At 32.2% G+C, this 13,801-nt stretch carries 14 protein-coding genes; all 14 read left to right on the top strand.

Annotated features, from left to right (window positions below):
• Positions 1-336: 336 nt before the first annotated feature.
• The 14 genes from Q1B37_RS21170 (at position 337) to Q1B37_RS21105 (ending at position 13,770) form a co-directional block, all read left to right on the top strand.
• The gene (locus Q1B37_RS21170) at positions 337-861 is read left to right on the top strand and encodes a hypothetical protein (RefSeq protein WP_299902224.1); all 525 of its coding nucleotides are present in this window, start codon (positions 337-339) and stop codon (positions 859-861) included.
• A 1-nt stretch (position 862) separates the two neighbouring features.
• On the top strand, positions 863-1,738 hold the full coding sequence (dapA, locus tag Q1B37_RS21165; protein WP_299602455.1) for a 4-hydroxy-tetrahydrodipicolinate synthase: 876 nt from the start codon (positions 863-865) through the stop codon (positions 1,736-1,738).
• A 9-nt stretch (positions 1,739-1,747) separates the two neighbouring features.
• Positions 1,748-2,677, top strand: a complete 930-nt coding sequence (locus tag Q1B37_RS21160; RefSeq protein WP_299902221.1) for an ion channel — start codon at positions 1,748-1,750, stop codon at positions 2,675-2,677.
• Between the two features lie 124 nt (positions 2,678-2,801).
• Positions 2,802-3,593: an outer membrane protein assembly factor BamD gene (gene bamD / locus Q1B37_RS21155; protein ID WP_299902219.1), complete on the top strand. Its 792-nt coding sequence runs from the start codon at positions 2,802-2,804 to the stop codon at positions 3,591-3,593.
• A 14-nt stretch (positions 3,594-3,607) separates the two neighbouring features.
• On the top strand, positions 3,608-3,940 hold the full coding sequence (locus tag Q1B37_RS21150; RefSeq protein WP_299602446.1) for a DNA-directed RNA polymerase subunit omega: 333 nt from the start codon (positions 3,608-3,610) through the stop codon (positions 3,938-3,940).
• 7 nt (positions 3,941-3,947) lie between these two features.
• Entirely contained in the window at positions 3,948-5,162 is a 1,215-nt protein-coding gene (gene coaBC, locus Q1B37_RS21145; RefSeq protein ID WP_299902216.1) for a bifunctional phosphopantothenoylcysteine decarboxylase/phosphopantothenate--cysteine ligase CoaBC, read from the top strand.
• Positions 5,155-6,042, top strand: coding sequence for a DUF4835 family protein (locus Q1B37_RS21140; RefSeq protein WP_299602443.1), 888 nt, complete (start codon positions 5,155-5,157; stop codon positions 6,040-6,042). The genes coaBC and Q1B37_RS21140 overlap by 8 nt, the downstream gene beginning before the upstream one ends.
• 82 nt (positions 6,043-6,124) lie before the next feature.
• A complete protein-coding gene (recN, locus tag Q1B37_RS21135; RefSeq protein ID WP_299602440.1) occupies positions 6,125-7,780 on the top strand; it encodes a DNA repair protein RecN in 1,656 nt (551 codons plus the stop codon).
• Between the two features lie 84 nt (positions 7,781-7,864).
• Positions 7,865-8,683 carry an SDR family oxidoreductase gene (locus Q1B37_RS21130; protein ID WP_299602437.1) on the top strand — a complete coding sequence of 273 codons (819 nt, stop codon included), beginning with the start codon at positions 7,865-7,867 and terminating at the stop codon, positions 8,681-8,683.
• Between the two features lie 117 nt (positions 8,684-8,800).
• On the top strand, positions 8,801-9,805 hold the full coding sequence (locus Q1B37_RS21125; RefSeq protein ID WP_299902213.1) for a glycosyltransferase: 1,005 nt from the start codon (positions 8,801-8,803) through the stop codon (positions 9,803-9,805).
• A 6-nt stretch (positions 9,806-9,811) separates the two neighbouring features.
• On the top strand, positions 9,812-10,771 hold the full coding sequence (locus Q1B37_RS21120; RefSeq protein WP_299902211.1) for a CdaR family protein: 960 nt from the start codon (positions 9,812-9,814) through the stop codon (positions 10,769-10,771).
• Positions 10,772-10,821: 50 nt separating this feature from the next.
• A complete protein-coding gene (gene coaE, locus Q1B37_RS21115) occupies positions 10,822-11,400 on the top strand; it encodes a dephospho-CoA kinase (protein ID WP_299902206.1) in 579 nt (192 codons plus the stop codon).
• Between the two features lie 84 nt (positions 11,401-11,484).
• Positions 11,485-13,053, top strand: coding sequence for a HAMP domain-containing sensor histidine kinase (locus Q1B37_RS21110; RefSeq protein WP_299602430.1), 1,569 nt, complete (start codon positions 11,485-11,487; stop codon positions 13,051-13,053).
• A 3-nt stretch (positions 13,054-13,056) separates the two neighbouring features.
• On the top strand, positions 13,057-13,770 hold the full coding sequence (locus Q1B37_RS21105) for a response regulator transcription factor (RefSeq protein ID WP_299602427.1): 714 nt from the start codon (positions 13,057-13,059) through the stop codon (positions 13,768-13,770).
• Positions 13,771-13,801 lie beyond the last annotated feature (31 nt).

Raw genomic sequence — 13,801 nt, 5'->3', positions numbered from 1 at the left:
TCTGCTAGTTGTTGTCTTTTTGTAAATGCCTTGGTTTTAATCAATCATTTTTATTACTACAGTAAGGTTTTTACGGTACTTGCGAATGTTACGGAGATTATTGGCTTATATTGTTTCTTGAAGTTTCTTATGGAGGTAAAGTTGAAAGATAATAACGAAGTAGGCCATAGATATCTTTAATCTGATAGATATAATCTACATCAAACAGATTAAATTTATTTGTTATATATATAACTTTTTGTGTTAAATATTGTTTAGTTTTTAATTTATATTAGGCTTTGTAGTGTTATTTAAAATTGAAAATACCTACATTTGCCATTTAATCTTTAATTGTAAATGATTTTAAAAGGTCTAAAGCGAAATGCTTTAAAAAAGAGTGTTGAATCTCATATTAAATCAAGAAAATCCAGAGCTAAGGAGGTTTCTAATATTAGAAATTTAGCAGTTTTGATTGATGCTTCGCAATCCGTTAACATTTTGTCGGTGGTTAAGTTGGCAAATGAACTTGGTGTGAAGTCCGATAACTTGAAAGTAATGGGGTATAAGGAAGACCAGAAAGAAATTTCAGATGATAAAGATGCCGATTATTACAACGATAAAAGTTTTGGTGTTGGAGGTTCTGTAAAGAGTAATTCTTTGAATGATTTTATAAAAAAGGATTATGACATTTTAATCAATTTTTACTCCGAAAGTAAATTGGAGTTAGATTATGTTGCTGCCGCTTCCAAAGCAAAGTTTAAAGTTGGTTTTGCTGAGATTGATAATAGAATTAATGATCTCGTAATAGGTTCTGCCGATCAAGACACTAACCTTTTTATTTCCGAATTAAAAAAATATTTAAAAATTTTACAGATAATATAATATGAGTGCTTTTCTGAAAGGAACTGGTGTTGCATTAGCAACGCCTTTTAATAGTAATGGTTCAATTGATTACAAAGGAGTAGAATCGTTAGTAGAATATTGTATAAATGGCGGTGTAGAATACTTAGTTGTACTAGGAACTACGGCAGAGTCAGTTACACTTTCAAAAGAAGAAAAAAAGGAGTTAGTACAGCATATTGTAAAAATAAATAACAAAAGATTACCTTTAGTTATAGGTATTGGCGGTAATAATACCGCAGCGATTCTACAAGAAATGAAAGATACGGATACTTCAGATTTTGATGCTATCTTATCTGTTGTGCCAATGTATAACAAACCAAGTCAAGAAGGAATTTATCAACATTATAAAATGATAAATGATCAGTCTCCGTTACCTGTGTTGTTATATAATGTCCCTTCACGTACTGGAACAAATATGAGTGCAGAAACAACATTAAGATTATCCAAATTAGATAAAATTGTTGGAATTAAAGAAGCGACAGGTGATTTTACACAAGTACTTAGAATTTTAAAAGATAAGCCTAAAGATTTCTTGGTGATTTCTGGAGATGATGCGCTAGCACTTCCTTTGGTAGCAGCTGGAGGTGATGGAGTAATTAGTGTAATTGGTCAAGGGTTTCCAGAAGAATTTTCCAACATGATTAGGTTAGGACTTTCTGGTGATACTAAAGAAGGATTTGAAATTTTATATAAATTGTTACCTGTTTTGGATTATGCTTTTGAGGAAGGTAATCCAGCGGGTATAAAAAATATTTTAAAGAAAAAAGGTGTTTGTGATGATTATGTACGATTACCTTTAGTTCCTGTTTCTAAAGATTTAGCTGATAAAATAGAAGAGTTCGTAAAAAGTAATTAACAAGCTTTTATGGCAAAAAAAATAAAAGATCCTGGGATTGGTTTATCATCAGATAAGTTAGCGAAACGATTTATCAGTTCTGATGGTTCTTTTAATATAAAACATATCAATAGGCGTACTTCGATTTCAAGGAGTTACGATTATTTGATTAGTATCAGCTGGTTGAAGTTTTTTTGCTGGGTATTTCTTGGGTATGTTTTTGTAAATTCAGTTTTTGCTATAATTTATGTGTCTATAGGTATTTCTGCCATTACAGTTCCGACAGGTAGTTTATTTGGTGATTTTCTAAAAGCATTCTTTTTTTCTGCCCAAACAGTAACTACGGTAGGGTATGGAGCAATGGCTCCTAAGGGAGTGGTTTTTGGGGTAATTTCTTCTATAGAAGCGTTAGTAGGACTTTTAAGTTTTTCTTTTATTACAGGATTGTTGTATGGAAGATTTTCTAAACCAAAATCGAGTATAAGATTTAGTAAAAGAATGGTGCTCAGAGAACATAATGGAAATGATTGTATTATGTTCCGGTTAATGAGCCGAAGTACTAATGTAATGATACGTCCAAAAGCTGAAGTTACCTTAGCGCTATCTCAACAAACAGAAGGTGCTAAATATGTAAATAATTTTTACAATCTTAAATTAGAGAGAAGTCAAATTACTTATTTGCCTACTACTTGGACCATAGTGCATCCCATTACAGAAACTAGTCCATTAGCGGAGTTTAAACGCGAAGACTTATCTAAATTACACGGAGAAGTACTGATCTTGATAAGTTATTATGATGAGTCTTTTACTCAAGAAGTTCATCAGGTGCACTCTTATGTTCTTAATGATATAAAAATTGATGAAGCTTTCGTTCCTGCATTTCATTATGATGATGAAGGGTTTACAGTATTGGATCATGATAAAATAAGTGAAACCAAGGTGTATAATTCAGAGAAATAGAGCAGCTGTTTTTTTATGTTACAATTTTGCAACAATGACCTCTTCTTTTAGTTATTTAATAGAATCAATTAAAGTTTTTGTAATACGGTAGAAATATCTATTTTTGCCAGATGTTTTTTAAGATATGAAGAAATTATTGTTTTTGTTAACATTAGTATTGGTATTAGGTTCTTGTAGTGAGTATCAAAAAGTACTTAAAGAAGAAGAAGTTGGGCCTAAATATAAGTTAGCAGAAGAATTGTATAAAGAGGGTAAGTATAAAAAAGCTTTACGTCTCTTTGAGCAAATCGTGCCGCAGTTTCGTGGAAAGCCTCAGGCAGAAAGGGTGATGTATTATTACTCTGATACGTATTATAATTTAGAGGATTATTACCTTGCTGGATATCAGTTTGAAAGATTTGCTAAATCATATCCGAATAGTGATAAAAGGGAAGAAGCTGCCTATAAAGGAGCTAAGAGTTACTATCAATTATCTCCTAGATATAGTTTAGATCAGCAAGAAACAGATGAAGCAATTCAGAAGTTACAAGCTTATATTAATGCATATCCAGATAGTGAAAACCTTGAAGAAGCCAATAAATTGGTTGCAGAATTAAGAAACAAAAAAGAAAAAAAGGCTTTTGAAATAGCAAAACAATATCATCATAGAGAGAATTATAAAGTGGCTATAAAAGCTTTTGATAATTATCTAATAGATTATCCAGGTTCTGTTTTTAGAGAAAAAGCATTATATTACAAGCTAGAATCACAATATTTATTAGCTATTGGTAGCTATGAAGTTTTTGTAAAAGAACGATTAGAAACTGCCGAAAGTTTCTATAATAATTACAAAAAGTATTACAAAGAAGGTGAGTTTACTGCCGATGCTGAAGAAATTTCAGAAGATATTAAGACACGTTTAGAAAAATATAAATAGAAAATTAGGAGAAGATGGATTTGAAAAAAAGTAATGCGCCTGTAAATACTACTACTATTGATAAAAACTTAGTAGACCAACCAACAGGTAATATATACGAAGCAATCTCTGTAATATCTAAAAGAGCAAACCAGATTAATACGGATATTAAAAAGGAGCTTTTGGAAAAACTTGATGAGTTTGCTACTTATAATGATAGTTTAGAAGAAATTTTTGAGAATAAAGAACAAATAGAAGTTTCTAAATTCTACGAAAGATTACCAAAACCTCATTCACTAGCTGCGCAAGAGTGGTTAGAAGGTAAAATTTACTTCAGAAATACAAAAACAGATTCTGAATCTTTATAAATAATTTATGGCATCAATATTAGGCGGTAAAAAAATTCTTTTAGGTGTTACCGCTGGTATCGCTGCGTATAAAACAGCTTCCTTAGTGCGCTTGTTTGTTAAATCAGGCGCACAGGTTAAGGTAGTTATGACTCCTGCAGCAAAGGATTTTGTAACTCCACTTACACTTTCTACATTATCGAAAAATCCGGTGAATTCTTCTTTTTATGATGAAGAAGATGAAAATGCCGAATGGAATAATCACGTAGAGCTGGGATTATGGGCGGATCTTATGATCATAGCACCTGCCACAGCAAATACCTTGTCTAAAATGTCTACAGGTAATAGTGATAATCTTCTGTTAGCTACATATTTGTCTGCAAAATGTCCTGTATATTTTGCTCCAGCTATGGATTTGGATATGTATAATCACCCTTCTACTCACGAAACTTTCAAAAAACTGCAAGAGTTTGGTAATGTTATGATTCCTGCCGAATCTGGAGAGCTAGCAAGCGGCCTTGTAGGACAAGGAAGGATGGCAGAACCAGAAAATATTGTCAGTTTTATTGAAGCTAATATCTTAGAAAAATTACCGCTTAAAGGACAAAAAGTATTAATTACTGCTGGTCCGACATATGAAGCAATAGATCCAGTACGTTTTATAGGGAATCATTCTACAGGAAGAATGGGGATCGAACTGGCTTCTCAGGCGGCATCGCTTGGTGCGGAAGTAACCTTGGTTTTGGGTCCTTCTTCTTTAACAGTAGATCATGGATTAATTAATGTAGTTCCTGTAGTAAATGCTGAATCGATGTATGAAGCGGTTGAAAAGGAATTTGAGAGTTGTGATATAGCTATAGCTTCTGCTGCTGTAGCTGATTATAGACCTAAAAATGTTTCCGATCAAAAAATTAAAAAATCCGACAGTAGCTTTGCAATCGAATTAGAACGTACTACGGATATCCTTAAATGGATGGGATCGGTAAAGAAAGAACAGTTTTTAGTTGGTTTTGCTTTAGAAACACAAAATGAGGAGGAGAATGCCAAAGCAAAATTGAAAAAGAAGAATTTGGACTTAATAGTTTTAAATTCTTTAAATGATAAAGGAGCTGGCTTTAAGGGAAAGACTAATAAAGTGACGCTTATTAATCATAAAATGGAAATTAAAGCGTTTGATTTAAAGACCAAAGCTGAAGTTGCACAGGATATTTTTAACGAAATCAATACACAACGTAATGCGTAATTTTTTTCTTCTTACACTACTTTTATCATGCATTTTTGCAAATGCTCAAGAGTTTAATGCTACCGTTGTAGTAAATGCAGAACAGACTGGAAATCCAAACTTGCAAGTTTTTAAAACCTTGGAGAGGTCTGTGGCAGAATTTATAAATAATACAAAGTGGACTGAAACAGATTATAGAAATGAAGAAAGAATTGATTGTAGTTTTTTTATAACCATTACGGGGAACGATAATGATAGTTTCAATGCTACCTTGCAGGTTCAAGCCTCAAGACCCGTATATGGATCTAATTATAAAACTACCATTCTTAATATAAATGACAAACAGTTTAATTTTAGGTATTTAGAGTTTCAGCCATTAAATTACAATCCTAATAATTTCGAATCTAATCTAATATCAGTAGTTGCTTTTTATCTATATACGATTTTAGGTGTTGATGCAGATTCTTTTGAATTAAATTCAGGTACAAATTATTTTCAGGAGGCAAAAAATATTGTGGGTAATGCACAAGGTAGTAATACTTTAGGATGGAATGGACAAGACGGACCACAAACCAGATTTAGATTAAATGATGATTTATTGTCTGGTACCTTTGATGGATACCGAACTGCATTGTATACTTATCATAGAGAAGGTCTGGATATTATGAATAATGACCTTAAAAAAGGAAAGGAATCTATTTTAGAGTCTATGAAAACTTTAGAAGGTTTGCATAGAACCCGACCAAACTCATATATCATGAGAGTTTTCTTTGATGCAAAAGCAGATGAAGTAGCTAAAATTCTTTCAGGTGGACCAGCGCTAAACGTTGCAGAAACTATTTCTATTTTAGGAAGAATAGCCCCAACATACGCTACCAATTGGGCTGAGATAAAGTTATAAGTTTTTCTCTTTTGTCATTGAAATCTTTTTAAAACTATAGTATCTTTACTTTCTTTAATAAATCACAAAATAGTATTATCCTTTGCTTAGAAGTCTTTCAATAAAAAACTTCGCTTTAATAGAACAGTTACAAGTCTCGTTTGATACTGGTTTAACAACTATAACCGGAGAAACTGGTGCTGGTAAATCTTTGTTATTAGGAGCTTTAGGTCTCTTGCTTGGTAAACGTGCAGATCTGTCTAGTATAAAAGATAGCGCTAATAAATGTACTATAGAAGGTGTTTTTGATATAGAAAAGTATGATTTAGCTTCTCTTTTCGAAGAAGAAGATTTGGATTATGAAACCGAAACAATAATCAGAAGAGAAATATTACCATCAGGTAAATCCAGAGCTTTTATTAATGATACTCCAGTAACGTTAAGTTCGTTAAACAAGTTAGGACTTCGGTTGATTGATATTCATAGTCAACATCAGACATTAGAAGTAACGACAAATGACTTTCAATTTGAAGTACTCGATGCATTGTCAGATGCAGGAAGAGAAATAGAATCTTATAAAAGAGGATTGTCTCTCCTAAAAATAAAAGAAAAAGAGCAAAGAACATTGCTGGAAAGTCAGCATGAATTAACAAGGGAACATGATTATAATTCCTTTTTGTTAAACGAATTGGTTGAGGCGAAGTTGCAATCTGGAGAATTAGCACAATTAGAAGAACGTCATGAAACGTTGATTAATATTGAAGAAATACAAGAACGATTATCTAACGCTGTGTCTTTGGTTTCTTCTGAGGAAATCGGAATTTCGGATCTTTTGAACACCGTAAAAAATAATCTCTCCAAAATCGCATCGTATTCTAGTAGTCTAAAAGAATTATCCGATAGAGTTGAAAGTGTATATATAGAGCTAGAGGATGTAAATGATTCATTGCAAAATGAATTAGAAAAACTGGATGCCGATCCAGAACAATTAGAAGAAGTTAGTAATCGATTACAGATTATACATAATCTTCAGACAAAGCATACAGTTTCTTCGATAGAAGAGTTACTAACAATCCAAGAAGAATTACAAGAAAAAGTTTCTAAAACCGAATCACTTTCTGATGATATAGAAGGTATCCAAAAAGAAATAGAGACTATTAAAAAGCAGTTGGATGAGGTTGCAGAAAGAATACATTCAAAAAGAAAGAAAGCACTACCAAAATTAGTGACAGAGCTGGAAGGTATTTTAAAAGGTTTAGGAATGCCTAACGCAACTTTCAAAACGTCTTTGTTGCTACAAGAGAAATATCTTTCTAATGGAAAAGAAGAATTGGAGTTTTTGTTTTCTGCTAATAAAGGAGGTACTTATGGAGAGCTGAAGAAAGTAGCATCAGGAGGAGAATTATCCAGAATTATGTTAGGTATTAAAGTTATTCTTTCTAGATATACTCAATTGCCTACAATAATTTTTGATGAAATTGATACGGGTGTTTCTGGAGAAATAGCTCATAAAATGGCTGATTTGATGATGACGATGAGTAAGAATCTTCAGGTTTTTAGTATCACGCATTTACCACAAATAGCCGCTAATGGTAATAAACAGTATAAAGTTTTTAAAGAAGACGTAAATAATGTTACGGTAACAAGATTGAAATTGTTAAACGAAGAAGATAGAATACGAGAAATTGCTGAAATGATTGGAGGTAAGCAAGTTTCTGATTCTGCTTTAACACACGCAAAATCATTATTGCATAATTAATACGAAAATAGGTAGAGTGTCATTTTGATTACAGTCGTTTTGTTATCTTTACCACTCATAAATCATTTTATAATTTAGGATTAAATGTCATACAATTTATTAAAAGGCAAAAAAGGAATTATATTCGGTGCGTTGGATGAGAATTCAATCGCTTGGAAGACAGCAGAACGTGTTTATGAAGAAGGAGGGAGTTTTGTGCTTACTAATGCTCCAGTTGCTATGAGAATGGGTGCAATTAAGCAATTAGCAGAAAAAACAAATTCTGAGATTATACCTGCAGACGCTACTTCCATAGAAGATTTAGAAAATTTAGTGGAGAAATCAATGGAGATTTTAGGCGGGAAACTAGATTTTGTATTACACTCAATAGGAATGTCCGTAAATGTTAGAAAGGGACGTCATTATACAGATTTAAATTATGATTGGAGTGGAAAAGGATGGGATGTATCTGCCTTATCTTTTCATAAAACTATGCAGACGCTTTACAAAAAAGAAGCAATGAATGAATGGGGAAGTATTGTGGCATTAACCTATATGGCGGCACAACGTGTTTTTCCTGATTATAATGATATGGCTGATAATAAAGCGTATCTAGAATCGATTGCAAGAAGTTTTGGATATTTCTTCGGAAGAGATAAAAAAGTAAGAGTAAATACCATTTCTCAATCTCCAACTCCTACAACAGCAGGTAAAGGAGTAAAAGGGTTTGATGGATTTATCGAATATGCTGATAAAATGTCACCATTAGGGAATGCATCTGCTGATGACTGTGCAGATTATACCATTACCTTATTTTCTGATCTTACTAAAAAAGTAACACTACAAAATCTATATCACGATGGAGGTTTCTCTAATATGGGAGTGAGCCAAATGGTGATGGAGAAATTTGTAGATGAAGAATAAAACTATCATCTAATCCATCATGGATTATGAAAGCTTAATTCGACGAGAATTAAGCTTTTTTAGTTTTGAACCACAACCTAAACGTATCAAACAAACCTATTTATTTACCTTTGTCTAATGAGTGTTTCTTTTTCTTTCATCATACCTGTATTTAATAGGCCCAATGAAATAGATGAATTATTGGATAGCATGACAATGTTAGATTATTCGAAATCTTATGAAATTGTTATTGTAGAGGATGGCTCATCAGAAACTTCGGAAAATGTTATAGCATCATACACGGATAAATTACAGATAAGTTATTATCAAAAACCAAATACAGGACCTGGTGATTCTAGAAATTTTGGGATGCAAAAGGCAAAGGGAAACTATTTCCTGATATTGGATAGCGATGTTATTTTGCCTGTTGACTATCTAAAAAAGGTAGATGAATTTCTTTCTCATAAATTTGTCCATTGTTTTGGAGGACCTGATGATGCTCATAGAGATTTCTCAGATCTTCAGAAGGCTATCAGTTTTAGTATGACTTCATACCTTACTACTGGTGGAATACGAGGAAGAAAGAAAAATGTGGGTAAGTTTCAGCCTAGGAGCTTTAATATGGGAATCTCCAAAGAGGCATTTGAGTCTTCAAAAGGTTTTGGGAATATTCATCCAGGAGAAGATCCTGATCTTACCATTAGATTGTGGAAGTTGGGATATGAAACCGCTTTGATTCCAGAGGCAAAAGTATTTCATAAAAGAAGAATTTCTTGGAATAAATTTTATATTCAAGTTAATAAATTTGGGAAAGTTCGTCCTATTCTTAATTTATGGCATCCCGAAACAGCTAAAATTACCTATTGGTTTCCGACCTTATTTTTGGGCTACACGATATTCTCTTTGTTGTCTTTATTACTAGGATATTGGTATTTTATAGCTTTATTGGGAGTGTATTTTGGGATCATTTTGATCAATGCGACCCTAAGTTATAGAAGCTTTTCTATTGGAACACAAGCAGTAATAGCAGTATTTGTTCAGTTTTATGGGTATGGAAAAGGATTCCTAAAATCTTATTATTATATTCATCTATTGAAAAAGAGTCCAGAGCAAAAGTTTAAAAAGCTGTTTTTTTCAAAGTAACAAAATATGTCCAAAAATAAATTAAGTCGATTTTCTTTAAAAAGAAATAATGTAAAAACATTTCTTTTCTTTTTGGTTTTTACTTCTATTCTTTGGTTGTTTATACAGTTTTCTAAAAATTATACTGAAGAAGTAGAAGTTGATATTCAATATACCAATCTTCCTAAAGACAGAATTTTACATGAAGGAAGTGATCAGACATTAAAATTAACACTTAATGGGAATGGATTTAGACTGATCAATCATACTTGGAGCAAGCCTAAACTACAACTTGATATTTCAAAAGCGATTGAAACCGCGGAAAATGAATATTACTTTTATGTAAACAAAGCCAATCAATCATTAAAAGAAAAATTAAATTTTAAAGGAAGGATTCTTTCTTCAGAAAAGGATACATTGCGAATTAAGCTAGATGTAAATTTAGAAAAAATGATTCCAGTAAAGGTATCTAAAGAATTACAGTATGCAGCAGGTTACGGAAGTGATAAAGGAGTGGTTCTTATGCCAGATTCGGTAAAAATAAATGGCCCCAAAAATACTATTGATACCATAAGTTATGTTACTACAGAAGACCTAAAGTTAGAAGGTTTAAATACAGATTATAAAACCACTTTGGCAATAAAAACAGACAGTCTGCCATCGAGAGTAGTAGTTGCTCCAAATGAAGTAGAGGCAAGTATTGCTGTAAGTAAGTTTACCGAAGGGAGTCAGGAAATCCCGATTACTCTGATGAATGTACCTGAAGGAAAAGAAATTAAAATTTTTCCAAAAGAAGTTAAAGTTGTGTATAGAGTAGGACTCGATAAGTATAATGAAATCAGTTTAAGAGATTTTAAAGTTCTTGCAGATTATAATAAGGTGTCTGCTGATAGTCCTTATTTGATTTTGGAATTAGTAGATATGCCAGAATCCATACATGACGTAAGATTACAAGATAAACAAGTGCAATTTGTAATTCTTAATTAGTATATAGCACATTTGTATTTTCTGAATATACATTGATGAAACATAAAAAAGTGAAGGTAGTCGGATTAACAGGTGGTATTGGTAGTGGAAAATCCACAGTTGCAAAAATGTTTGCGAAACTTGAAGTTCCAATCTATATAGCAGATGATGAAGCGAAAAAATTGATGCATGAGGATGAAGAAGTGAAAAATCAGATTGTGGCGCTATTAGGGGAAGATTCATATGTAGATAATCAATTGAATAGGAATTATATAGCAGATCTTGTTTTTAATGATAAAAAATTATTAGAAAAACTGAATGCCATTGTACATCCTGCAGTCGCAAATCACTTTTTATCTTGGAAGAATAAGCAAGAATCAAACTATGTAATTAAAGAAGCAGCTATTCTATTTGAAAATGGTGGTTATAAGAAATGTGATTATACAATTCTGGTTACAGCTCCTGAAGAAATAAGAATAAATCGAGTAATAAAACGAGATCACACGACGAAATCGAAGGTTCTAGAGAGACTAAAAAATCAATGGACAGATGTTCAGAAGATTCCGTTAGCAGATTTTGTAATAAAAAATACAGATTTAGAGAAAACTTGGCTTCAAGTTAATAAAATCCATAATAAACTCATTCTTTGATTGGGTAATTTTCACAATCTTTCATTTTGTTAACATTTGGTTAAACCCTAAAGTAGCTAAATGTTAAAGTCTTACTTTTGACCTATGAATAAAAGGTTATTCGCATTGCTGATCCTCTTAATGAGTTTATCATTAATCGGGATTATTTTTGTTCAGGGATATTGGATTCAGAATACGGTAGAGAACAATAGAGAACAGTTCTCTTTCAATGCAAAGCAAATTTTAATATCTGTTTCCAATAAAATTGAATATAGGGAATTCGAAGAAATGTACTATCCGTTACAAGAGATTCTGGATAGTATAAAACAACCTGATAGCAAAACAATACAGCAGCTCTTAGACATAGGCTTTGATAAAGGGTCATTTGCTTTTGGCGATGGTGTTCTGGAAGAAGATTCTAAGTTATTTTCTTCTTTTATAGATTTTAATATTGATACCGTAAGGTTGAAGGATATTTTAAATCGAAATGCAGAAATCATCGATGATAAGAAAAAAGCTTATCAAACAAAGCAAAGATCAAAATCAAAACTGGATAGACTAAGTACGCTTACTGATTTGCAAAGAAGAGATTATGAAATTGTAATAGATCAGCTGGCTAATTTTATTCCTATTCATAGGAGAGTAAAGAAAGAAGAGGTAGAAAGATTGCTGAAAAAAGAGTTAGCTGAGAGAGATATGAAAGTTGATTTTGAGTATGCTATATACAGTAATGCATTGGCTACTCGAGTACGTTCTGAAGATTTTAGTGCCACAGAAAGTGATGGAAATACGTTTGCCGTGCCTCTTTTTGTTAATAATGAAGATGGTTCTAGCTTGTATCAATTATATGTAAACTTTACAGGTAAGAATAGGTATATTTTATCGACAATAAAAGGAATGGCAATTTTGTCAATTATTTTTACGTTGGTTATTGTAGTAGCTTATTCGAGTGCATTATCACAGCTGTTACAGCAACGTCAGATATCGCAAATAAAAACGGATTTTATCAATAATATGACTCATGAGCTTAAAACACCAATTGCTACAATAAATTTAGCACTTGATGCTATTAAGAATCCAAAAATTTCGGATGATCCGGAAAAGCGAAAGCGTTATATGAGCATGATTAGAGAGGAAAACAAAAGGATGCTTACGCAAGTAGAGAATGTTTTAAGAATCTCTCAATTAGAGAAGAATGAGTTAAATATTAAGAAAGAAAGGCTAGAGCTACATGATATTATAGAAGATGCTATAACTCATGTTTCTTTAATAGTCGAAAATAGAGAAGGGTATATAAAAACGCATTTAGGAGCGTTAAAATCTTCTATTTTGGCTAATGATAGTCATATGACGAATGTGGTGGTTAACATGTTAGATAATGCAATCAAGTACTCCGAAGGAGCACCAAAGATTGATATCTACACAGAAAATATAAAAAATAGTATTGTCCTTAAAATACGTGATCAGGGAGTAGGAATGAGTAAAGTGGCGCAGAAGAAAATCTTCGAAAAGTTCTTTAGAGAGCATACAGGAGATTTACACAACGTGAAAGGACATGGACTTGGATTAACTTACGTAAAACGAATAATAGATGACCATCATGGTCAAATTTGGGTGGAGAGCGAAAGGGGAAAAGGCTCCACATTTATAACTAAATTACCGTTAATATCTTAAATTATGGAAACAGAAAACAAAAAGATTTTGCTTGTAGAAGATGATCCGAACTTTGGTACCGTACTAAAGGATTATCTTGTTATGAACGATTATGATGTTGTACATGCTAAAAATGGTATGGAAGGCTTCGAAAAATTTAAAAAGGATGACTATGATATGTGTATCCTTGATGTAATGATGCCTTATAAGGATGGATTTACTTTGGCAAAAGAGATAAGAGATAAGAATGAAGAAGTTCCTATCATTTTCTTAACAGCGAAAGCAATGAAAGAGGATGTTCTAAAGGGATACAAGGTAGGAGCAGATGATTATCTTAATAAGCCTTTTGATAGTGAAGTGCTTTTAATGAAAATACAAGCTATAATGCAGCGTAAAACAACTGAGTCTGTTGCAGATAGTAAGCAATTTGAATTTAAAATCGGTGGTTTCCACTTAAATTCAAAATTAAGATTTTTAACTTTTAGAGAAGAAGATCCGATAAAGTTATCCCCTAAAGAAAATGAATTATTACGATTGTTAGCGTTACATCTAAATGACTTAATGCCTAGAGAATTGGCATTAACTAAAATATGGAGAGATGATAATTACTTTACTTCTCGAAGTATGGATGTATATATTGCTAAACTTAGAAAATACCTAAAGAAAGACGAAAACGTGGAAATTTTAAATATTCACGGAGAAGGATTTAGGTTAGTAGTTCGTAGTGACGAATCATAAAAACCGATCTTAATAACGGTAATAAAATTAT

Source organism: uncultured Aquimarina sp. (genome assembly GCF_947492965.1).
Taxonomy (GTDB): Bacteria; Bacteroidota; Bacteroidia; order Flavobacteriales; family Flavobacteriaceae; genus Aquimarina.
This window is presented reverse-complemented; position numbering and strand designations above follow the sequence as displayed.